This window comes from Acidovorax facilis (assembly GCF_050626955.1).
GTDB lineage: Bacteria > Pseudomonadota > Gammaproteobacteria > Burkholderiales > Burkholderiaceae_C > Acidovorax > Acidovorax facilis.
Genome location: NZ_CP192460.1, coordinates 1160096 through 1181418, shown reverse-complemented (window position 1 = coordinate 1181418; position 21323 = coordinate 1160096). Strand labels below are relative to the sequence as shown.

The 21323-nt window shown below is 62.8% G+C and carries 17 protein-coding genes; 4 read left to right on the top strand and 13 right to left on the bottom strand.

Annotation, left to right across the window (positions count from 1 at the left end; all coding sequences use genetic code 11):
• Nucleotides 1–12 precede the first annotated feature (12 nt).
• From phoU to pstS, 5 genes are all read right to left on the bottom strand, one after another.
• Nucleotides 13–714: a phosphate signaling complex protein PhoU gene (gene phoU, locus ACQ4MJ_RS05345; protein ID WP_055398209.1), complete on the bottom strand. Its 702-nt coding sequence runs from the start codon at nt 712–714 to the stop codon at nt 13–15.
• Between the two features lie 11 nt (nt 715–725).
• A complete protein-coding gene (gene pstB, locus ACQ4MJ_RS05340) occupies nt 726–1508 on the bottom strand; it encodes a phosphate ABC transporter ATP-binding protein PstB (RefSeq protein WP_055398210.1) in 783 nt (260 codons plus the stop codon).
• A gap of 57 nt (nt 1509–1565) precedes the next feature.
• Complete coding sequence (gene pstA / locus ACQ4MJ_RS05335) at nt 1566–2420, bottom strand: phosphate ABC transporter permease PstA (RefSeq protein ID WP_055398211.1); 855 nt, start codon at nt 2418–2420, stop codon at nt 1566–1568.
• Nucleotides 2421–2462: 42 nt separating this feature from the next.
• Nucleotides 2463–3452, bottom strand: coding sequence for a phosphate ABC transporter permease subunit PstC (pstC, locus tag ACQ4MJ_RS05330; protein ID WP_228897760.1), 990 nt, complete (start codon nt 3450–3452; stop codon nt 2463–2465).
• A 111-nt stretch (nt 3453–3563) separates the two neighbouring features.
• On the bottom strand, nt 3564–4586 hold the full coding sequence (gene pstS, locus ACQ4MJ_RS05325) for a phosphate ABC transporter substrate-binding protein PstS (RefSeq protein ID WP_055398213.1): 1023 nt from the start codon (nt 4584–4586) through the stop codon (nt 3564–3566).
• Nucleotides 4587–4872: 286 nt separating this feature from the next.
• Between pstS and ACQ4MJ_RS05320 the strand changes: the two genes are divergently transcribed.
• Together ACQ4MJ_RS05320 and ACQ4MJ_RS05315 are read left to right on the top strand one after the other, a co-directional pair.
• On the top strand, nt 4873–6351 hold the full coding sequence (locus ACQ4MJ_RS05320) for an exopolyphosphatase (protein ID WP_431149630.1): 1479 nt from the start codon (nt 4873–4875) through the stop codon (nt 6349–6351).
• A gap of 58 nt (nt 6352–6409) precedes the next feature.
• Nucleotides 6410–6943 (top strand): hypothetical protein, encoded by a 534-nt coding sequence (locus ACQ4MJ_RS05315; protein WP_431149631.1) that lies wholly within the window; start codon nt 6410–6412, stop codon nt 6941–6943.
• A gap of 39 nt (nt 6944–6982) precedes the next feature.
• Here ACQ4MJ_RS05315 and ACQ4MJ_RS05310 read toward each other — a convergent pair whose 3' ends face one another.
• Genes ACQ4MJ_RS05310 through ACQ4MJ_RS05290 form a run of 5 tightly spaced genes read right to left on the bottom strand, consistent with a single transcriptional unit; the run spans nt 6983 to nt 12442 of the window.
• Nucleotides 6983–7447 (bottom strand): SixA phosphatase family protein, encoded by a 465-nt coding sequence (locus ACQ4MJ_RS05310; protein ID WP_055398215.1) that lies wholly within the window; start codon nt 7445–7447, stop codon nt 6983–6985.
• Nucleotides 7444–9612, bottom strand: a complete 2169-nt coding sequence (gene ppk1 / locus ACQ4MJ_RS05305) for a polyphosphate kinase 1 (protein ID WP_255577712.1) — start codon at nt 9610–9612, stop codon at nt 7444–7446. Before ppk1 ends, ACQ4MJ_RS05310 begins: the two co-directional genes overlap by 4 nt.
• A gap of 39 nt (nt 9613–9651) precedes the next feature.
• Nucleotides 9652–10740: a glycosyltransferase family 4 protein gene (locus ACQ4MJ_RS05300; protein WP_431153113.1), complete on the bottom strand. Its 1089-nt coding sequence runs from the start codon at nt 10738–10740 to the stop codon at nt 9652–9654.
• Nucleotides 10737–11606 (bottom strand): UDP-2,3-diacylglucosamine diphosphatase, encoded by an 870-nt coding sequence (locus tag ACQ4MJ_RS05295; RefSeq protein ID WP_431149634.1) that lies wholly within the window; start codon nt 11604–11606, stop codon nt 10737–10739. Before ACQ4MJ_RS05295 ends, ACQ4MJ_RS05300 begins: the two co-directional genes overlap by 4 nt.
• Complete coding sequence (locus ACQ4MJ_RS05290) at nt 11606–12442, bottom strand: GNAT family N-acetyltransferase (protein ID WP_055398218.1); 837 nt, start codon at nt 12440–12442, stop codon at nt 11606–11608. The genes ACQ4MJ_RS05295 and ACQ4MJ_RS05290 overlap by 1 nt, the downstream gene beginning before the upstream one ends.
• Nucleotides 12443–12731: 289 nt before the next feature.
• Here ACQ4MJ_RS05290 and ACQ4MJ_RS05285 point away from each other — a divergent pair, with 289 nt between their 5' ends.
• Both ACQ4MJ_RS05285 and ACQ4MJ_RS05280 read left to right on the top strand, forming a co-directional pair.
• Nucleotides 12732–15614: a bifunctional diguanylate cyclase/phosphodiesterase gene (locus ACQ4MJ_RS05285; RefSeq protein WP_431153114.1), complete on the top strand. Its 2883-nt coding sequence runs from the start codon at nt 12732–12734 to the stop codon at nt 15612–15614.
• A 135-nt stretch (nt 15615–15749) separates the two neighbouring features.
• A complete protein-coding gene (locus ACQ4MJ_RS05280) occupies nt 15750–17975 on the top strand; it encodes a sensor domain-containing protein (RefSeq protein ID WP_121420536.1) in 2226 nt (741 codons plus the stop codon).
• Nucleotides 17976–18231: 256 nt separating this feature from the next.
• Here the strand turns inward: ACQ4MJ_RS05280 and ACQ4MJ_RS05275 are convergent, their stop codons facing one another.
• From ACQ4MJ_RS05275 to glmM, 3 genes are all read right to left on the bottom strand, one after another.
• A complete protein-coding gene (locus ACQ4MJ_RS05275; protein WP_431149636.1) occupies nt 18232–19269 on the bottom strand; it encodes an amino acid ABC transporter substrate-binding protein in 1038 nt (345 codons plus the stop codon).
• A gap of 25 nt (nt 19270–19294) precedes the next feature.
• On the bottom strand, nt 19295–19855 hold the full coding sequence (locus ACQ4MJ_RS05270) for a GNAT family N-acetyltransferase (RefSeq protein ID WP_431149637.1): 561 nt from the start codon (nt 19853–19855) through the stop codon (nt 19295–19297).
• Nucleotides 19856–19944: 89 nt separating this feature from the next.
• Complete coding sequence (gene glmM / locus ACQ4MJ_RS05265) at nt 19945–21279, bottom strand: phosphoglucosamine mutase (protein ID WP_431149638.1); 1335 nt, start codon at nt 21277–21279, stop codon at nt 19945–19947.
• Between the last annotated feature and the right edge of the window lie 44 nt (nt 21280–21323).

Sequence of the window (21323 nt, the reverse complement as noted above, 5' to 3'; positions counted from 1 at the left end):
AAAGCTCTTTTTTTACAGAACGGCTGACTCGATCTCATCGAGGGCAGTGTGGCGCACATCCTTGCCCTTGACCAGATAGATGATCAACTCAGCCACGTTCTTGGAATGGTCGCCGATGCGCTCAATCGCCTTGGCCAGGAACAGCAGGTCCAGGCTGGGGGAGATGGTGCGCGGGTCTTCCATCATGTAGGTGATGAGCTTGCGCACGAATCCATCGAATTCCTTGTCGATCAGGTCGTCTTCCTTGAGGATGGCCACCGCCGCCTTGACGTCGAGGCGCGCAAAAGCATCCAGCGTCTTGCGCAGCAGGCCCGACGCCAGCTCGGCTGCCGTGCGCAGGTCGCTCGACGGCAGCGAGCGCGGTGCACCACTCTCGATGATGGAGCGCACCATACGGGCCATCTTGTTGGCCTCATCACCCATGCGTTCGAGGTTGGCTGTTGCCTTGGAGAAGGCCAGCAGCAGGCGCAGGTCGCGCGCCGTCGGCTGACGGCGGGCGATGATGGACGACAGCTCCTGGTCGATCTCGACCTCCATCGCATTGATACGGGTTTCCATCGAGGCCACAGTCTCCACGGCCTCCAGGCTGAACTGCGACAGGGCGTACACCGCCTGGCGAATCTGCGATTCCACCAGGCCACCCATCTCCATCACACGGGCGGAGACGCTGTTGAGTTCGCTGTCGAACTGGGACGAAAGGTGTTTATCGGGCATCTGCTGTCTCCTTAGCCGAAACGGCCGGTGATGTAGTCTTCGGTTTCCTTGCGCTCGGGCTTGAAGAAGATCTGCTCGGTAGCACCGAACTCGATCATTTCGCCGAGGTACATGTAGGCCGTGTAGTCGCTGCAGCGGGCTGCCTGCTGCATGTTGTGCGTCACGATGGCAATCGTGTAGTCGTGCTTGAGTTCGTCGATCAGCTCTTCGATCTTGGCAGTGGACAGCGGGTCCAGCGCCGAGGTGGGTTCGTCAAGCAGCAGCACAGAAGGCTTGACCGCGACGCTGCGTGCAATGCACAGGCGCTGCTGCTGTCCGCCGGAGAGCGACAAACCGCTTTGGTGCAGCTTGTCCTTCACCTCGGTCCACAAGGCGGCCTTGGAGAGCGCCCATTCCACGCGGTCGTCCATCTCGCTTTTGCTCAGGCTTTCGTAGAGCTTCACACCGAAGGCGATGTTGTCGTAGATGGACATGGGAAACGGCGTGGGTTTCTGGAACACCATGCCGATGCGGGCGCGCAGCAGGTTGATGTCCTGCTTGGGGTCCAGGATGTCCTGGCCGTAGAAGTTGATGGTGCCTTCGGCACGCTGGCCCGGGTACAGGCTGTACATGCGATTCAAAGTGCGCAGCAGGGTGGACTTGCCACAGCCCGAGGGGCCAATGAAAGCAGTCACCTTGTGCTCGGCAATGTTGAGGCTGACGTTGCGCAGCCCCTGAAACTTGCCATAGAAGAAGCTGAGGTTGCGAAGTTCCAGCGCATTCTTGCTGGGGGTGACGGTAGCGGTGGCGTTCATTGTCAAATCCTGAAAATGGAGGCTGTCTGGGTGGTGTCTGCGTAATGGGCCGACAGGTCAGGCACGGCTCTTCTCGCGCAGGAAAACCCGCGCCACGATGTTGAGGATCAGCACCGACAACGTGATGAGCAAAGCCCCACCCCAGGCCAGGCGCACCCAGTTTTCGTAAGGGCTCAGAGCAAACTGGAAGATCACCACCGGCAGGTTGGCCATGGGGGCATTCATGTTGGTACTGAAGAACTGGTTGTTGAGCGCCGTGAACAACAGCGGCGCAGTCTCGCCACTGATGCGGGCCACAGCCAGCAGCAAGCCCGTCATCACGCCACTGCGCGCAGCACGCAGGGTGACCATGGTGGACACTTTCCAGCGTGGTGCACCCAGTGCAAAAGCAGCCTCGCGCAGACTGCCGGGAACCAGGCGCAGCATGTTCTCGGTGGTACGGACCACCACCGGCACGGCGATCAGCGACAAGGCCAGGCTACCGGCCCAACCAGAGAAGTTGCCGACCGTCGCCACGGCAATGGCATAGACGAACAGGCCCAGAACGATGGAGGGCGCGGACAACATGATGTCGGTCACAAAGCGGGTGAGTTCGGCCGTCTTGCTCTGGTCGCCGTATTCCGCCAAGTACACGCCAGCCAGTACACCAATTGGTGTGGATACCAGCACGGTAAAACCTACCATCATGAGGCTACCGACGATGGCATTGGCCAGCCCGCCGCCTTCCGATCCGGGCGCCGGCGTGGACTGGGTGAACATGTTCCAGTCCAGCGCAGCAAAGCCGTTGGACAGCAGAACGCTCAGGATCCAGAGCAGCACGAACAGACCCAGCACCATCGCCCCCAGGGAAAGGGTTAGCCCGATGGCGTTGGAGCGCTGGCGCTTTTTGTAGAGTTGTTGGTTGAATTCCATGGAGCTTGTCTCAAAAGAGGTTCATGGTCAGGGCGTGAGGACTCAAAGGCCCTTGGCCTTTTCAGCACGCAGCATCAGGATCTTGGCGGCCGAAAGCACCACGAAGGTGATCACGAACAGCAGGAAACCCAGCGCGAACAACGTGGAAAGATGGAAGTCAGCCGCCTCGCCGAACTCGTTGGCCAGCGTAGAGGCAATCGAGGTTCCCGGCGAAAAGAGGGATGTCGGCATGCGGTTGGCGTTGCCGATCACAAAGGTCACGGCCATGGTCTCCCCCAGAGCGCGGCCCAGGCCCAGCATGATTCCGCCTATAACGCCCTTTTGGGTGTAAGGCAGCACCACGCGGCGCACCACTTCCCAGGTCGTGCAGCCCAGGCCATAGGCAGACTCGCGCAGGATGGGCGGAACAATCTCGAACACGTCGCGCATCACGGCCGCCACAAACGGCAGCACCATGAACGCGAGCACGATACCGGCCGCCAGGATGCCAAAGCCGTTGGTGCTGCCGCCAAACAGAAAGCCCACCAGCGGCATGGAGCCCAGCAGCTTTTGCACCGGCATCTGGAAGTAATCGGCAAACAGCGGGGCAAATACGAACAGACCGAACATGCCGTAGATGATCGAGGGAACGGCCGCCAACAGCTCCACTGCGGTGCCCAGGGGGCGCCGCAGCCAGACCGGGCAGGTTTCCGTCAGAAAAAGGGCAATGCCAAAAGCCAGAGGCACCGCAATCAGCAGCGCAATGCCAGCACTGGCCAGGGTGCCGACGATGGCAATCGCAGCACCGAACTCTTCATTGATGATGTCCCATTCCACGCGCCAGATGAACTGGACACCGAACTTATGGAACGTCGGCCAAGCGTAGATGAACAGAGAGACGATGATCCCCAGCAGCGCCGCCAGCACCAGCAGCGAAAGACTTTGGGTCAACCGATGAAAAAAGATGTCCTGAAGACGCTGCCGCCTGGCAATCGATACCATCGACTCCGTAGGGGCGTCCGTCTTTTTGGCGGACCCGGGTTGCGAACTCATGGTGGTTCCCACGCTCATGTTGACTCCCATCTGGCTTCTGGAGATCCCCACAAACCAGCACCCATCGGCCAGCCAAGGCGGCCGATGGGGGGTATTCTGGGGCAGACTGACTTACTTCTTGATCTGCGACCAGACTTTGGAACGGATCTCGGCGGTCAGGCTATCAGGCAGCGGCACATAGTCCAGCTCCGTGGCCATGCCCTTGCCATTCTTGAACGCCCAGTCAAAGAACTTCAGAACTTCGGCCGACTGCGCCTTGTCCGCAGGGTCCTTGTACATCAGGATGAACGAGGCTGTGCTGACAGGCCAGCTTTCTGCACCCTTGGCATTGACCATCGAGATGCCCATGCCAGGCACGCTGAACCAATCTGCGCTGGCAGCAGCGGCTGCAAAGGTCTTGTCATCTGGGCTTACGTACTTGCCGTCAGCGTTTTGCAGCTGCAGGAAGTTCATGTTGTTCTTTTTGACGTAAGCGTATTCCACATAACCTACAGCGCCCTTCACGCGGGTCACATTGGCGGCCACGCCTTCATTGCCCTTGCCACCCACCGACGACGCAGCAGGCCACTTCACGGCAGCGCCCTTGCCCACGGAGTCTGCCCATTCCTTGCTGACAGCAGACAGGTAGTCGGTCCAGTTGAACGTGGTGCCCGAACCATCAGCGCGGTGAACCACGGTGATGTTTTGGTCCGGCAAGGTCTTGCCCGGGTTCAGTGCGGCCAGCTTGGCGTCATTCCACTTGGCGATCTTGCCCAGGAAGATTTCTGCCAGCACAGGGCCCGTCACGCGCAACTCGCCGGGCTTGAAGCCTTCCAGATTGACCACGGGCACCGTACCACCAATGATTGCGGGGAACTGCACCATGCCATCTTTGTCAAGGTCAGCACCCGGCAAGGGGGCATCGGTAGCACCAAAGGCCACGGTCTTGGCGCGAATCTGGCGGATGCCCCCGGAAGAGCCGATGGACTGATAGTTCAGCCCCGTGCCCGTTTCCTTTTTGTAGGCTTCAGCCCATTTGGCGTACATGGGGAACGGGAAGGTTGCACCAGCGCCGGTGATGTCCGCCGCAAAAGCACTACCTACAGCCATGGAGGCCAGTGCTACAGCGACGGTTTTGAGAAATGTGCGTTTCATTATTCAGTACCTTTTGGCTAGGGTTGACAGGAACAGGCTGAACTCTAGGGCTCCAAGATGACAATTCAGTGACACAACCCTCCCCCATCCCAGCAACTGCAACACAGGCATTCCACCCCCGTCCAACATCAGTAACGTCGTCATTGATTTGTCATACAAGCCGCAGACACTGGCGAAGATCACAGTCTCACGACCAGCCCTCCCGCCGTCCTGGTGGCGATGCGCTTTGCGCGGGCGCACCCAACGCTCGCGGTACCATGCCGAACGAAGCTCCAACCAGAAAAACATGCAGAACGGCACACGCCTCGCCGCAGTCGACCTCGGCTCCAACAGTTTTCGCCTTGAAATCGGGCGTTATGAGTTCGGTCATATCCAGAGGGTGGAATACCTCAAGGAGACCGTGCGCCAGGGCAATGGCCTGGACGAAGACCGCAATCTGACCCGCGACGCCATGGAGCGCGGCTGGGCCTGCCTGGCGCGATTTGGAGAGCGCTTGGCGGGTTTTCCGCGCTCGCAGGTTCGCGCCGTGGCCACCCAGACCCTGCGCGAAGCACGCAACCGGGAAGAGTTTCTGTCACGCGGGAGCGAAGTGCTTGGCTATCCCATCGACGTCGTCTCCGGCCCCGAAGAAGCGAGACTGATCTACCGGGGCGTCGCCCGCCTGCTCCCGCAGTCTGACGAGCGCCGCCTGGTGGTGGACATCGGGGGGCGCTCCACCGAACTCATTTTGGGCCAGCAATTCACGCCCCATGCCGTGGCCTCGTACCGCGTGGGCAGCGTAGCGTGGTCGCAGCGCTACTTTGCCAATGGCGAGTTCACCACGCAGGCGTTCCTGGCTGCCGAAATTGCAGCCAAGGCCGTGCTGGACGAAGCGCTGGAAACCTTCCAGCCAGATGCCTGGGAGGTGGCCTACGGATCATCCGGCACAGCTGGCGCCGTTGGCGACGTGCTTGCAGCTGCGGGCGGCCCCCAAGGCGTCATCACCCGCGAAGGCCTCAACTGGCTGCACGAACGCCTGCTGCGCGCCCAATCTGCGGATCGCATCCGCATGGAAGGCCTCAAGGAAGAACGGCGCGCCGTCATTGGCGGAGGGATCAGCGTACTGCGCGCCGTGTTTGATCTGCTGGACATCGAGCAGATGCAGGTGGCCCAGGGCGCCTTGCGCCAAGGCGCACTCTACGATCTACTGGACCGCGAACAACCCGGAACCGACCTGCGCACCGCCACCGTGAACGGCCTGATGCAGCGGTTTGGCGTGGACATGGAGCACGCGGAACGGGTTGCGCGCACGGCCTGTACGCTGTTTGACCAGGCTACGCCTTTTGGAAGTGAGCGAGCATCGCGCAAGCTCGACTGGGCGGCCCGGCTTCACGAAATTGGTTGCCTGATATCCCATAGCGATTCCCACCGCCATGGCGCCTACATCCTCGACAACACCGACGCAGCCGGATTTGCAGTCCCTGAACTGCACCGCTTGGGCATCTTGGTTCAAGGTCAGCGCGGCAAGGTCCGCAAGCTGGAAGCGGACCTGCAAGACCCCGTCTTCGTGCTTCAACTGCTGAGCATGCGGCTGGCTGTGGCACTGTGCCACGCCCGCCGCGACCCCGACACCCAGGGCTTGTCACTGCAGACTCAAGGCCACCGTTTCATTCTGAAAGCCCGCGCTGGCTGGGCTACGGCGTTTCCACAATCTGCACACCTGCTGCGCGAAGAAATCCAGGCATGGCAGAAGACCCCTTGGGAACTGGTGGTTGACCTTCCCTGAGCATTGGCAATAAACTATATAAACTGTTTATACCGTTTATTGAAAGCGTTTGTTTGCCATGACCACTTCAAGCCCCGCCCTGCCCGCAGCCCCCTCGCCCAGCCCCGCCCCCACCACAGTGGCAAAGTCGGTCAAGCCGGCTGCGGCGGCCACCAAGGCTCCCGCCAAAACGGCTGCGGTCGCCAAGCAGCCACAAAAAGCAGTCACAAAGCCTGCCTTGGCTTCCAAGAAAAAGGCGTCCACCGCCACGCAAGTGCCACCGAAATTGACCAAGACCCCCCCCGCTCCAGCCGCCGCCCGGGATACCAAGGCCAAGAAGCCCAAGCTGGTGCGCGACAGTTTCACTATTCCCAAAGATGAATACGCAGTCATAGAAACCCTGAAGCAGCGCTCGGCTGCTCTCGCCCAGCCCGTGAAGAAAAGCGAGCTGTTGCGCGCGGGCTTGAAGGTCCTGGCCGCCATGTCTGACGCCGCCCTGCGCAGCGCGGTACAGGCAGTACCTTCCATCAAGACAGGTCGCCCCAAGGCGGAAGCCGCGCCTGCGGTTCCGGCGCCCGCCACCAAAACGTCGACCAAAGCCTCGCGCAAGTAGCCCCAGCTGTACCGAGGCATCCCCTCGGCACAACAGGTCTCAAAGAAACTCGGGGGACTGGACGGTGATCAACAAGGTCTGGCTCTGGTCCAGCCGCTGCCGCTGCCTCAACCACCAGACAGCTCCCTTGCGCACAGCGCATTCCGAAGCCTGCAGCCCCATCAGCTGCGCAATGGTCTGGCCCAGCATGGGTTGATGGCCCACAACCAGCACCGTCCCCTTGGCGCGCGGCCACTGCACAAGGTCCAGCAGATCTTGCGGCGTTCCACCAGGTAACAGCTCGGCGCGCATCTTGAACTTGCGCCCCAGGGCGTTGGCCGTTTGCTCGGTGCGCCGGGCCGGACTGGCAAGCACGCGCAAGCCCTCGGGCAATTGCCGGTCCAGCCAGGCCGCCATGCGCGCTGCCTGCTTTTCCCCGCGCGACGTCAAGGCCCTCGCCAGATCATCACCCGCCTCTGCGAGCTCCTCTGCCTCCGCATGGCGCCACAGGATGAGGTCCATCATGCCGCCCCCTGGTCCATGCGCGTCCCCGACGGGGCTGGACCGTAGCGAACCATTAAAGCGTTCTGGGCACCCAACCCATCCTGCGGACGGGGGGCTCGGCTGTAGGAGCCGTCAGCGTTCAGCGTCCATGCATCCCGGTCGTCATGCAAATAGGCGACCAGGCACTCGTCAACAATCTGCTGCCGCAGGCGCGGGTCTGTCACAGGCCAGGCCAACTCCACACGCCGCATCATGTTGCGGTTCATCCAGTCGGCGCTGGAAAGGTACAGATCTTCCTCCCCCCCGCTGCGGAAGTAGAAGACACGTGTGTGCTCCAGGAAGCGGCCGATCACCGACCGTACACGGATGTTGTCGGTCACCCCGGGCACCTGGGCTGCCAGCATGCAAGCTCCCCGCACGATAAGATCAATGCGCGCACCGCGCTGGCCGGCCACGATCAGAGCACGCATCAGGGCCTCGTCGGTCAGGGCATTCATCTTGGCCACGATCCGCGCATCCTCTCCCCGGCTGGCCGCCAGACCCACTTGTTCGATTTTCTCCAGCATTCGCCGGTGCAGATGGAACGGAGCCAGCATCAGCTTGCGCAGCTTGGGCGGGCGGTTCTGGCTCGCAAGGTGATTGAACACCCCGTCCATGTCGGCGGTGGTTTCTTCATCGGCCGTAAGGTAGCTCAGATCGGTATACAGCCGTGCAGTACGTACGTTGTAGTTGCCCGTGGATAGGTGCCCGTAGCGCCGCAGTTTTCGCCCTTCCCTGCGCGTAACCAGCAGCATCTTGGCGTGCGTCTTGAGACCCACTACGCCGTAGACCACTTGGGCGCCAATCGACTCCAGGGCCTCGGCCCAGTTGATATTGGCCTCTTCATCAAAGCGCGCCTTGAGTTCCACCACCGCCATGACCTCTTTGCCACGGCGTACGGCCTCGGTGAGCAGGTCCATAAGTTCGGAGTCCGCGCCGGTGCGGTAGATGGTCTGTTTGATGACAAGCACATCAGGGTCATTGACGGCTTCACGCAAAAAGGCAAGGAGCCCGTCAAAACTCTCGAACGGCTGGTGGATCAGCACATCGTGCTTGCGCAGTTGTTCCAGGATGGACACGCCGGATTGCAGCTGCCGGGGCCACGCGGAATTCCAGGGCGGAAAGAGCAGGTCCGGCGCATCCACCAGATCCACCAGTTGCGTCAAACGCACCAGGTTCACTGGGCCATGCACCCGGTACAAAGCAGCAGCCGGCAAAGCAAACTGCGCCAACAGAAAATCCGACAAAAACTGCGAACACCCGGAGGACACCTCCAGCCGTACCGCCTGCCCATAGTGCCGGTGTTGCAAGCCCTGGCGAAGGGCTGTCCGCAGGTTGCGCACATCCTCTTCGTCCAGTGCCAAATCGGAATGGCGCGTCACGCGGAACTGCGAGAATTCCGTGACCTCCCGCCCCGGGAAAAGATCCTCCAGATGCGCGCGAACAATGCTGGAGAGGCTCACGAAAAGAGCCTCCCCAGGCGCCACGCGGGCGGGCATGCGGATCAGCCTTGGCAGCGCACGCGGCACCTTGACGATGGCAATCTCGTTCTCCCTGCCGAAAGCGTCGTGGCCCTTCAGGCGAACAATGAAGTTCAGCGATTTGTTGGCCACCTGTGGAAACGGATGGGCCGGATCCAGCCCCACTGGAATCAGCAGTGGCCGGACCTCGTTCACAAAATAGTCGTGGACCCAGCGCTTTTGGGCGGGTGATCGCTCGCCATACCCCACGATGCGAATCCCGTGCGCGGCAAACGCAGGCACCAGGGACTCGTTGTACAGCGCGTATTGCCGCTCCACCAGGCTGTGTATTTTGGCGGCCATGGCTTCGAACGATGCCGTCGAATAGAGCCCTTTGGTCTCACCTTTTTGAGCAGCGGTAATGTGCGGCGCAGCACGGACCTCAAAAAATTCGTCGAGATTGGACGACACGATGCACAGATATCGCAATCGTTCCAGTAGCGGCACATCCGGCCTCACAGCCCAGTCGAAAACACGCTCGTTGAAAGCCAGGATGCTGTGGTCCCTGTCCAGAAACATGTGAGGGGGCGCGCTGGCGGACTGTGAGGATCCTCCGCTCGTGCCACTGTCCGGCGACAGGGAGGCGTTGGCATGCACGAGAGCATCATCGGAAGGCAAAGGCAACATGGGTACGCAAACGCGGCTAGTGCAGGATGGCAGCAGTATTTAACGCCCAGATGACAAAGATGTGACAGATTTTGTGACAGTCACACGAGGCGAGCCCTGCGCTTGGGCTGGAACCAGATACTGCTCGAACAGCCGGGCGGCATGCGCCCAGGTGAAATCGAGTGCCCGTGCGCGCGCTTCGGACCGGGGTATCGCCAGTGCCTGCTGGCTTGCCACGAGCAAATCGTTGTGCAGCACGCCCCCTCTGGGCGGCTGACCTGAATGCGCCCCCAGCACCTCCATCGGGCCGTCCTCAGGGTAGGCGGCCACCGGCGTCCCGCAGGCCATTGCCTCCAGCATGACCAAGCCGAAGGTTTCTGACCGGCTGGGAAACACAAACACATCCGCAGCCGCATATACCTGCGCCAGCGCGGCACGGTCCAGGATGCCCAGCCAACGGACCTGCGGATACTTGGCCTTGAGGCGAGCTTCCAGTGGACCGACCCCGCACACCACCTTGGAGCCTGGTATGTCCAGCTGGAGGAAAGCTTCGATGTTTTTCTCGTACGAAATCCGCCCGACATACAAGGAGACGGGGTGCGCCAAAGCACCCGTGAGCGGGCTCTGGATGGTTGCACCGTGGAACGGAAAAGCCCGTGTGTCCACCCCATGGGTCCATGGGCGCAGATTGCGAAAGCCCCGTCGCTCCAGCATCTGCAAAACGCCTTGCGTAGGCACCATCACCCCCGAAGATGGCCGGTGAAAGTGCCTGAACAGCGCATACCCCCATCGCAGTGGCACGCGCAGCGCTGCATGCAGTATTTCCGGAAATCGCGTGTGGAAAGCGGTAGTGAATGCCAACCCCTTGCGCAGGCAATAGCGGCGCCCTGCCCAGCCCAACGGCCCTTCCGTGGCAAGGTGAATGGCATCGGGTTTCATCGCGTCCAGCATCGTCGTCACCCGCTTCGCCGGGCGCACTGCCAAGTCGATGCCAGGATAGCCGGGGCACGGACGGGTTGCGAACTGGCCGGGGTGCAGCACCTGAACCTCGTGCCCGGCCGCTTCAAGCTCCTGCACCAGTTCCAGCAAGGTGGTAACCACCCCATTGACCTGGGGCAGCCAGGCGTCTGTCAACAAGGCAATTTTCATACAACGGCAGCCGACTCGGCCCGGGAAATATTGGCGACAGGAGAAGCCGGCCACAGCAACAGTTCCAGCCTGCCGTCCATGTGCTCGACCAAGGCGGAGTGGCTTTCCACCCAGTCGCCGTCATTGCAGTAAAGCGTCCCACCGATCTCGCGCATCTCGGCACGGTGGATATGGCCGCACACGACGCCGTCATGCCCCCTGCGGCGTGCTTCAGCCGCAACAGCCACTTCAAAGTCGGTGACGTAGTTCAGGGCCTTTTTGACCTTGCCTTTCAGGTAAGCCGACAAAGACCAGTAGGGCAGGCCCATGCGGGCGCGCAGTGTGTTGAGATACCGGTTGAGCTTGAGCGTGAATTCATAAAGGTTGTCGCCCAGATACGCCAGCCACTTGGCGCACTGGATGACTCCATCAAAATGGTCGCCGTGCGTGACCCAGAGGCTGCGGCCATCCGCCGTGGTGTGCACCGCATCGGCCCGCACCTCGATGCCTCCAAACGAGTGGCCTACGAACGCGCGGGCAAATTCGTCATGGTTGCCCGGCACAAACACCACCCGACACCCCTTGCGCGCACGGCGCAGCAGCTTTTGCACCACATCGTTGTGGGCCTGTGGCCAGAACCACTTGCGGCGCAGTTGCCAGCCATCGACGATGTCGCCCACAAGGTAGAGGTGATCGCTGGGGTGGTGCTTGAGAAAGTCCAGCAACGCAACCGCCTGGCAACCCGGCGTGCCCAGATGCAGATCAGAAATAAAGACCGCACGGTACCGACGATGACCAGCAGCGCAGGCATGTGCGTCTTCGGCCGCGTCCTCGTGGCCCATGGATGGCTCCATCCAGGGTCCCAGGGCATCGAATGCGGCGCGCATCAGGCCCCCAGAAAATGCTTGCGATAGCGAGGATGCAGGTCCGCCAGGCGCATCAGCATTGGCAGGTCAGCCGTGTTGAAGTCTGGATCCCAAGCCGGCGCGCCCAGCACGCGGGCCCCGAGCCGCAGGTAGCCTTTGATCAGCGCCGGTGGCTCCACCGTGATGGATCCGTCGAGTTGCTCCACGGGCAAGGGCAAACGGGGAAGCACGTGGTATTCGATGGGGGCAAGGTGTGTCTTTCGCACCTGCTGCCAGATGCTGGCGGCCGCATCGCCGCTGACAACACCGTTGTGAAGCATGGGGATGCTTGCGCAACCGATCATCGTGTCCAACTGGTTGCGCACCATAAAGTCCGCCAGCGCGCTCCACAAAGCCATGATCACACCGCCGTGGCGGTGGTCGGGGTGCACACAGCTGCGCCCCAATTCCACCATGCGGGGGCGCAGCGAGCGCAGCCGCGTCAGGTCAAACTCGGTATCGCTGTAAGTACCGCCGACGCGCCGGGCCTGGGCCGGAGTGAGCACCCTGTAAGTCCCAATGACTTGCTGGCTCTGGACATCGCGCACCAACAAGTGCTCGCAGTAATCGTCAAAAAGGTCCACGTCATGGCCCGCAATGGGGGTCGTCAATCGAGCGCCCATTTCCGCCGCAAACACGTCGAACCGCAGCCGCTGCGCCTGGCGCACTTCATCTTCATGGCGCGCCCAGGCCACCTGAATAGCGCCGCGTTCCGGCATCGGATGCGCAGCACCCGTCAAAGCGCCCACCCCTTGAAGCACTCTCGGGGAAGCAACTTCGGCAGACAGCGGTGGTGTCAAGGTGGGCAGTTCATTCATGGTGCAACATCTCCTTGCATGAGGATGGGTTGGGCTGAAGGCACCAACCATGGCCGGGAATCTTTTTTCCCTGCGAGCAAGTGTGGAATTGGGACGTGACGTCGCCATGTCGGAGGCGTGTCAATGCCGTGACAGCCGTTCACGCAGAAGCACCAACGCTCGCCATCGTGCGGACTGCATAATTGATTCAGGAACCCGCACCGTGCATGCCCCCTCCCCCGCTCGCCCCCGGAGCCCTGTTACGGGCCCACTGGTCGTGTTTGTTCTGGCGGCGCTGTGCGCAGGGGTGATGGTGTGGGCGCTGGAGCGCCAGGAGCATGCACAACAGCGCACCCAGGTGGCGGACATGGCGGGCGACCATGTGCAGGCCCTGCAACGCGCCATCGAGCTGGCCCTGTCGGCCAACAACGCCCTGGTGGCCCTCGTGCGCCAGGGAAAAGGCCAGGTAACGCAGTTTGAAGAGATCGGCACCCAGATGCTGCCGTTCTATCCGGGCATCGCCGCCATGGGGCTGTCACCCAACGGGGTGGTCAGGCACGTAGTTCCGCGCCAGGGCAACGAAAACTCCATCGGCTTCGATCAGCTCAACGACCCACGCCAAGGCCCCGAATCCGCCAGGGCACGGGAATCAGGCCGACTGACCCTGGCCGGCCCCATGGAACTGGTGCAAGGTGGCTTGGGAGTGGTGGGGCGCCAGCCTGTTTATCTGGAAGACACACAGGGCCACCGTGCCTTTTGGGGCTTTACCTACGTCACCATCCGATTGCCCGAGGTGCTGGCAGCCGCCCGACTGCCGCAATTGACCCAGCGGGGATACCACTACAGGTTGTGGCGCATCCGGCCCGACACGGGGGAAGAACAGACGATCGCAGCCTCGACCCCACCCGCTGGCCCCGACGCCGTGGGCCGTTCCTTGACGCTGCCCAACGGACAATGGACGTTGAGCCTGGTCCCCATCAAAGGCTGGGGAGACCCGGGCGTGCTGGCCATGCGATGCGCGGTGGCCTTGCTGTTTGCGCTGCTGATGACCTACCTCGCCCGGCTGCTTTTCGAGCTGAAGGCGCATGAGCGCGGTCTGGCCTACCAGGTGGCGCAGCGCACCTCGGAGATCCAGGCCACCCAGCAGCAGTTGCGTGCCACCGTCGATGCCATCCCGGACCCGCTTTTCGAGCTTGACCTGGACGGCCTGTACTGCAGCGTGCACAGTCAGCGCGCTGAGTTGCTCATGGCACCCGCAGACATGCTGGTCGGGCACAACGTGACCGAGGTACTGCCTGCGGTGGCCGCACTGTCGGTGATGGACGTGCTGAACGAAGCCCACGCCCAGGGCTGGTCCACCGGTCGGCAGATCGTGCTTGATCTGCCCAGTCTGGGCGCCACCTGGTTTGAGTTGTCTGCGGCGCGCAAGGCCACCTCCCCCAGCGCAAAGCCCAGGTTCATTGTGCTGTCGCGCGACATCACCGAACGCAAGCGGTCCCAGGAGCAGTTGCAGCTCACCGCCCAGGTGTTTGACCAGAGCAGTGAAGCCATCGTGATTGCCGACGCGGCGCATACCATCGTGCGCATCAACCGTGCATTCACACGGATCACCGGGTACACGGAAGCAGAAGCGGTAGGACAGTCGGTGCGTCTGCTCACGGTCGCCGGAGCCGACGATCACTTCCACACCGATACCGTCTACGCACAGTTGCCGCAGGGCGGAAGCTGGGAGGGCGAGGCCTGGGGGCGCCGCAAGGATGCATCCACCTACCCGCAGTGGCTGTCGGTCAGCAGCGTGCGAGACGGCAATGGCGTTGTCACGCATTCCATCACGCTGTTCCGCGACATCACCCAGCAGCGAGAGGCCCAGGACCGCATTCAACGGCTGGCCCACTTCGACCCGCTCACCAACCTTCCCAACCGCGCACTCCTGGCGGAACGCGCCCACCGCCACATTGCCGATGAGCAGGCGCGCGGCGGTACGCTGGCCATGCTGTTTCTGGACCTGGACCACTTCAAGAATGTCAATGATTCGCTGGGCCACAGAATCGGCGACATCCTGCTCGTGGCTGTCGCACAAAGGCTTCAGTCTCTCCTGAGGCCCCAGGACACGGTTTCGCGCCTGGGTGGGGACGAATTCCTGCTACTGCTCCCCGCCACTTCCGCCGCTGCCGCCGCCGACATGGCCACGCAGCTGCTGGCCGCCGTGGCCCAGCCCTTCCAGATTGACCCCTACGAACTCACCACCACCTTGTCGATCGGCATTGCGATGTACCCGGCCGACGGGGAATCGTTCGACACGCTGTACCAGCGGGCAGACGCCGCCATGTACCGTGCCAAGCAGAACGGACGCAACCGGTACGGATTCTTCACCGCCGATCTTGAAGCCCGCACCGCCCGCGCCCTCCAGATCGAAAATGCGCTGCGCCGTGCGCTGGAGCGCAACCAGTTTGAGCTGCACTACCAGCCGCAGGTCTCACTCACCACGCGCCAGGTGGTGGGTGCCGAAGCCCTGCTGCGCTGGCGCCATCCCGAACTGGGCCTGGTGTCGCCAGCCGAGTTCATCCCCGTGGCCGAGAGCAGCGGCATGATCGTGGCAATTGGCGAATGGGTCATCCACACAGCGGTGAGGGACACCAAACGCTGGCTGGATCTGCACCTGCCCCTGCGGGCCGTTTCCGTGAACGTTTCCGCCGTGCAATTCAGGCACCCCCAGTTGCCCGAGATGGTGACCCGCTGCCTGGAACAGGCTGGCCTGCCAGCCCGCAGGCTGGAGCTGGAGCTGACGGAGGGTGCCGCCGTGGACGATCCCGCCGCCGCACTGGCGATGATGGACCAGCTGCACGACCGGGGCGTGCGCCTGTCGATGGATGACTTTGGCACCGGGTACTCATCGCTGAGCTACCTCAAGCGTTTTCAGATCTACAAACTCAAGATCGACCAATCGTTTGTACGCGACCTCGAAGAGGATGCCAACGACCGCGCCATCGTGAGCGCCATCATCCGCATGGCGCAGGCGCTGGGTATGCAAACCACGGCAGAGGGGGTGGAGACCGACGGCCAGCTCGAATTTCTGCGTGCGCAGGGCTGCGACGAAGCGCAGGGCTTTTACTTCAGTCGCCCCCTGCCCGCGGATGCCTTCGAGGCCTACTTGCGCCAGCAGCAGGAGCAGCAGTCGTCGTCGTCAGGCTAGGCACTTGCGCGCCGTTGGTTGCGGGCGGCATTGCGGCGGTTACCGAAGGTGCCCACATGGGCTTGTAAGGGAGCGCTGCTACACTTTGGTACAAATTACCCAGGCCGCCAGGCCCTACAGCCCGTACCGGTCTCCATGTTTGCGCCGTACAGCACTCCAGAATCGCAGCGTCCTGGAGTTGCCACCGACACTCCCTTGCAACGCGCGCTGCGCGAACAGCAAACCCTGCTCGACAGTGCGGGCGTAGGCATTGTGTTCCTGCGCCAGCGCAGTGTGGTGCGCTGCAACCAGCGGTATGCCGAAATTTTTGGCCATGCCAGCCCCGAGAGCCTGGTCGGGCTGAACACCGAAACCTTCTACCCTTCGCGCGAGGCGTTTCGCGATCTAGGCCGCACCGCCTACCCGGTCCTAGCCCAGGGCCAGGCGTTCCGCGTCGAGCGTCAGCTGCGCCGGCGCGACGGCAGCCTGTTCTGGGGCAGCCTGACCGGGCGGCTCATCAACCCTCACGACACAGCCGAAGGTTCCATCTGGATCCTGGACGACATCGACGAGCAAAAGCGTGCGCAGGCTGCACTGGGCGCAGCGGTGCGTGAAAAGCAGCTGCTCTTTGACAGCGCAATGGTGGGGATCGTGTTCCTGCGCGACCGGCGCCTGACCCGCTGCAACCACCACTTTGAGCAAATGCTGGGCTACGAGCCGGGTGAACTGGTGGGCAGCCCCTCGCGCCGGTGGTACGCCAGCGACGCTGCGTGGGAAGAGGTCGGCCGCCGATGCTATCCGCAGCTGGCCGCCGGCCACTCCTACGAGGGCGAGCTGGAGTTGTGCCGCAAGGATGGGACCCCCGTGATCTGCGAGGTGCGCAGCAAGTCCATCGACCCAGCCGATCCATCGCAGGGCTCCATCTGGATCACGATGGACATCACGGAGCGCAAGCAGGCGCAGGCCGTGCTTGCCAGTGCCCACGAAGACCTGGAAAGGCAGGTGCAGGACCGCACCCGCGAACTGCGCGAGACCGTTGACAACCTGCACCGTGAGATCAACGACCGCAAGGCCGATCAGGAGCGCATCTACTGGCTGGCCCACTACGACGCCCTGACAGGCCTGCCCAACCGCACGCTGCTGGCAGAACGGGCGCAGGAGGCCATCCGCGTCGCCCAGGAGGGCAACACGCCGCTGGCCCTGATCTTCCTGGACCTGGACCACTTCAAGCATGTGAACGACTCGCTGGGCCACCGCGTGGGCGATACCCTGCTCGTGGAGATCGCCAAGCGGCTGCGGGCCGTGGTGCGCGACAAGGACACCGTGTCGCGCCTGGGCGGCGACGAGTTCATTTTGCTGCTGCCGGGCGCCAATGCCCATGGCGCCGCCCGCGTGGCCGGCAAGCTGCAGGAGGCATCGCGCCAGCACTACCAGATTGACCACCACGAGCTGACCATGGCGCCGTCCATGGGCATCGCGCTGTTCCCGCAGGATGGCACGGACTTCGACACGCTGACACAGTCGGCCGATGTGGCCATGTACCGCGCCAAGCTCGACGGGCGCAACACCTTCAAGTTCTTTACCCCCGAGATGCAGGCGCAGTCGGTGCGCGCCTTGCAGCTTGAAAACGCCCTGCGGCGTGCGCTGGAGCGCAACCAGTTCCACCTGCACTACCAGCCGCAGATGAGCCTGACCAACGGCTCCGTGCGCAGCGTGGAGGCACTGCTGCGCTGGCAACACCCGCAGTTGGGCGCAGTATCGCCGGCAGAGTTCATTCCCATTGCCGAAGACAGCGGGCAGATCCTGCAGATTGGGGAATGGGTGCTGCGCACGGCGCTGTCACAGCTCAAAACCTGGCGCACGAACGGATTCCCCCACCTGACGATGGCCGTAAACCTGTCAGCCATCCAGTTTCGCCAGCCGCAACTGCCGGAGCTCGTGAGCCGCATGCTGGCCGAGTTCGGTCTGCCGCCCGACTCCCTGGAGCTGGAGCTGACCGAGGGCGTGGCCGTGGACGACCCCCATGCTGCCGTGGCCACCATGGACCAGTTGCACGCACGCGGCGTGCGCATGTCGATGGACGACTTTGGCACCGGCTACTCATCGCTGAGCCAGCTCAAGCGCTTTCAGATCTTCAAGCTCAAGATCGACCAGTCGTTCGTGCGCGACCTGGGTGATGACGGCAACGACCGCGCCATCGTCAGCGCCATCATCCGCATGGCCCAGGCGCTGGGCATGCGCACCACGGCAGAAGGCGTGGAGACCGAAGGTCAACTGGCCTACCTGCGCGAACAAGGGTGCGACGAGGCGCAGGGCTACCACTTCAGCATGCCGCTGTCCGCGCCCGAGCTGGAAGCCTTCATGCGGCGGCAGTTGCATTGACCGACACTGCCCCATGCTGGCCGAAGGGCTCGTGCGGCGGCCAATGAATGCACCGGTGGACGCAGCAGGGACATCAGCCCATCGGCTCGAAAATATCATGAAAACAGGGCCTAGCGCTTGATAGGAATGCGCAAGCAGCTATAAATTCAGTAGCAAATACACCCAGTCTGCAGGACCGAGGCTCCTGGGGCAGTGCGGGCTTTCAGCAGTCAGCATCCCATGCATCGTCGCCCAGGTCAGTCCCTGCAAGCGCAGTTCAGCGGATCGGAAACGCGTACATCAGGCCCTGCTTGCTCCACAGGTTGTTGAGGCCGCGCGGCAGCCCCAGCGCCGACTTCTGGCCGACGTTGCGCTCGAAAATCTCGCCGTAGTTGCCGGTGGTCTTGAGGGCGCGCAGCAACCAGTCCCGGTCCAGCCCCAGGAGCTTTCCGGTGTCTTCCGCAGTACCCACCATGCGCTGCACCACCGGGTGGGCGCTGCTGGCTTTCAGCGAATCCGCATTGGCTTGCGTCACACCATACTCTTCGGCTTCGATCAGGCCGTAGATCACCCACTTGACCACGGCAAACCACTCGTCGTCGCCCCGCCGCACCAAGGGCCCCAGGGGTTCCTTGGAGATGAGTTCCGGCAAGATCGTGTGTATTGCTGCACCTTGCGAAACACCGCTGCGCAAGGCTGCCAGGCCCGATGCATCGGTGGTGAATGCGGTGCACCGCCCCGCCAGATAGGCGGCCGTTGCAGCATCTACCTTCTCAAACATCACGGGTTTGATGTCGAGGCCGTTGGCACGGGAATAGTCGGCCAGGTTTTTTTCGGTGGTAGTGCCCGACTGCACACATACGGTCTGTCCCTTGAGCTGGCGGATGCTCCTGATCTTGCTCTTGGCAGGCACCATGAAACCCTGGCCGTCGTAGTAGGTAACGACCGTCTGGTGCAGACCCATCGATGCATCGCGCGCCAGCGAAAAGGTGGTGTTGCGCGAAAGCACGTCCACCTCGCCGGATTGCAAGGCCGTGAAACGCTGCGGCACGTCCAACGGCACGTACTTGACTTTCTTGCCGTCGCCCAGCACGGCGGCTGCAAGTGCCCTGCAGACATCCACGTCAAGTCCGGACCACTTGCCGCTGGAGTCTGCCATCGCAAACCCGGCCAGCCCTGTATTGACGCCACACACCACCTGCCCGCGCGCCCTGATACCGTCGAGAGTCTTGCCCGCATGGGCCACGGGAGCGGCCAGCAACGCGGCCACAACGATGGCGCCCATTGCTGCGATCTGGCCAAAAGCTGTCTTCATGCGGTCAGGTCTCCGGGAGGGTGATTCACGGTGCCGCCAATGGCGCAGGCCCTGCCCCATCCAGCATCTTCTGCAGAAATTGCGCCTGCCCCATGCTGGGGTCCAGGGTGTAGGCAGCAAAGCCTTCCCGTTCGTACGCGCGCATTGCACTGTGGTTGCCCGAAAGCACTTCGAGCGTGAGCTTGCAGGCACCGCGCTCGCGGGCCAGCGCTTCCACCCGGTGCAGCATGCGCTGGGCGATGCGGTGGCCGCGCCAGCCGGATGCCACCACCACGTCATGCACGTTGACCAGAGGCCGGCAGGCAAAGGTCGAAAAGCCCTCCAGGCAATTGATCAGCCCCACGGGCACCTCGCCGTGTGGCGCCGAAGCGTCCGCCGCCCAGGCCATCACGCTGAAAGCCTGCGGCCGCTGGCGCAGCGCCTCGGGCAAGCCCCGCTGGACCTCGGCGCTCAGTGGAACGCCACCACCCGCCACGTCCCTTGCATAGCCGTCGAGCAGTTCGACCAACGCCCGCGCTTCGCGGGCATTGCCGTAGTCCACGGAACGGACGGTGATGGTGGAAGGCATGTCAGTGTTTGAAGGCATCTATGGGGTTCCTGGTCGGCGGCAAAGGCCGCAGCGTAGCGGATCATGCGGCGCGCCAACGGTGGAAGGAGCTCTCGGCGGGATCACCATCAGCCAGCACGGGCCGCGTCGGCCAACCTTTGCGCGCAGGAACTGGCCATTTGCGCATCACGGGCCTCCACCATCACCCGCAGCAGCGGCTCGGTACCACTCGCGCGGATCAGCACGCGGCCTGACGCGCCCAGTTCCTGCTCGACGGCCTGGGTCGTGTCAGCCAGCAAGCGGTTGGCCTTCCAGTCCTGGCCAGGGGCCAGCCGCACATTCAGCAGCACCTGCGGATAGAGCGCGATGTCGGCCAACAGTTGCGCCAGGGTACGGCCACTGCGCACACAGGCCTGCAGCACCTGCAAAGCACTCACCAAGCCGTCGCCGGTGGTATGGCGGTCCAGCGCCAGCAGATGGCCCGAGCCCTCGCCGCCCAGCACCCACTGGTGCCGCGCCAGCTCTTCAAGCACATAGCGGTCCCCCACCTTGGCCCGGACAAACTTCACGCCCTTTGCCTTCAGCGCCACCTCCACTGCCATGTTGGTCATCAGGGTGCCCACGACACCCGGCACATGCTCATCGCGGCCCATGCGGTCCGAAGCCATCAGGTACAAAAGCTCGTCGCCGTTGTACAGGCGCCCCGTGGCATCCACGATCTGCAGGCGGTCCGCGTCGCCATCGAGCGCAATGCCATAGTCGGCGTGGTTGGCACGCACGGCCCGCACGAGCGCATCGGGATGGGTGGCTCCCACCTCGTGGTTGATGTTGAGGCCGTCGGGCGAGCAGCCAATCGACAGCACTTCGGCACCCAGCTCGTGGAAGACCTTGGGTGCCACCTGGTAGGCCGCGCCATGCGCGGCATCGACAACGATCTTGAGGCCCTTGAGGGTCAGGTCCTGCGGAAACGTGCTCTTGCAGAACTCAATGTAGCGGCCCGCCGCATCATCGAGCCGCCGCGCCTTGCCCAGGCTGGCCGAATCGGCCCACACCGGGGGTTCGCCCAGGGCCGCTTCCACGGCCTGCTCCCACGTGTCGGGCAACTTGGTGCCCTGTGCACTGAAAAACTTGATGCCGTTGTCGGGATAGGCGTTGTGGCTGGCGCTGATGACCACCCCCAGGCTGGCGCGTTGTGCGCGGGTCAGGTAGGCCACACCCGGGGTGGGCAAAGGGCCCAGCAGCACCACATCTACACCCGCGGAGTTAAAACCTGACTCCAGCGCACTTTCCAGCATGTAGCCCGAAATGCGCGTGTCCTTGCCGATCAGCACCGTGGGGCGCTCCTCGGTCCTGCGCAACACTCGCCCGACGGCATGGGCCAGGCGCAGAACAAAATCCGGGGTGATGGGTGGCTGCCCGACGGTGCCACGAATGCCATCGGTTCCAAAGTATTGGCGCGTCATGTTCTAGCGTCTCCTCGTGTGAATCTCATTGCTTGTTATCCATC

Excerpts from the sequence above, each read along its gene's own strand:
- phoU (WP_055398209.1), bottom strand. The coding sequence starts at position 714 with ATGCCCGATAAACACCTTTCGTCCCAGTTCGACAGCGAACTCAACAGC.
- pstB (WP_055398210.1), bottom strand. The coding sequence starts at position 1,508 with ATGAACGCCACCGCTACCGTCACCCCCAGCAAGAATGCGCTGGAACTT.
- pstA (WP_055398211.1), bottom strand. The coding sequence starts at position 2,420 with ATGGAATTCAACCAACAACTCTACAAAAAGCGCCAGCGCTCCAACGCC.
- pstC (WP_228897760.1), bottom strand. The coding sequence starts at position 3,452 with ATGAGTTCGCAACCCGGGTCCGCCAAAAAGACGGACGCCCCTACGGAG.
- pstS (WP_055398213.1), bottom strand. The coding sequence starts at position 4,586 with ATGAAACGCACATTTCTCAAAACCGTCGCTGTAGCACTGGCCTCCATG.
- ACQ4MJ_RS05320 (WP_431149630.1), top strand. The coding sequence starts at position 4,873 with ATGCAGAACGGCACACGCCTCGCCGCAGTCGACCTCGGCTCCAACAGT.
- ACQ4MJ_RS05315 (WP_431149631.1), top strand. The coding sequence starts at position 6,410 with ATGACCACTTCAAGCCCCGCCCTGCCCGCAGCCCCCTCGCCCAGCCCC.
- ACQ4MJ_RS05310 (WP_055398215.1), bottom strand. The coding sequence starts at position 7,447 with ATGATGGACCTCATCCTGTGGCGCCATGCGGAGGCAGAGGAGCTCGCA.
- ppk1 (WP_255577712.1), bottom strand. The coding sequence starts at position 9,612 with ATGTTGCCTTTGCCTTCCGATGATGCTCTCGTGCATGCCAACGCCTCC.
- ACQ4MJ_RS05300 (WP_431153113.1), bottom strand. The coding sequence starts at position 10,740 with ATGAAAATTGCCTTGTTGACAGACGCCTGGCTGCCCCAGGTCAATGGG.
- ACQ4MJ_RS05295 (WP_431149634.1), bottom strand. The coding sequence starts at position 11,606 with ATGCGCGCCGCATTCGATGCCCTGGGACCCTGGATGGAGCCATCCATG.
- ACQ4MJ_RS05290 (WP_055398218.1), bottom strand. The coding sequence starts at position 12,442 with ATGAATGAACTGCCCACCTTGACACCACCGCTGTCTGCCGAAGTTGCT.
- ACQ4MJ_RS05285 (WP_431153114.1), top strand. The coding sequence starts at position 12,732 with ATGGTGTGGGCGCTGGAGCGCCAGGAGCATGCACAACAGCGCACCCAG.
- ACQ4MJ_RS05280 (WP_121420536.1), top strand. The coding sequence starts at position 15,750 with ATGTTTGCGCCGTACAGCACTCCAGAATCGCAGCGTCCTGGAGTTGCC.
- ACQ4MJ_RS05275 (WP_431149636.1), bottom strand. The coding sequence starts at position 19,269 with ATGAAGACAGCTTTTGGCCAGATCGCAGCAATGGGCGCCATCGTTGTG.
- ACQ4MJ_RS05270 (WP_431149637.1), bottom strand. The coding sequence starts at position 19,855 with ATGCCTTCAAACACTGACATGCCTTCCACCATCACCGTCCGTTCCGTG.
- glmM (WP_431149638.1), bottom strand. The coding sequence starts at position 21,279 with ATGACGCGCCAATACTTTGGAACCGATGGCATTCGTGGCACCGTCGGG.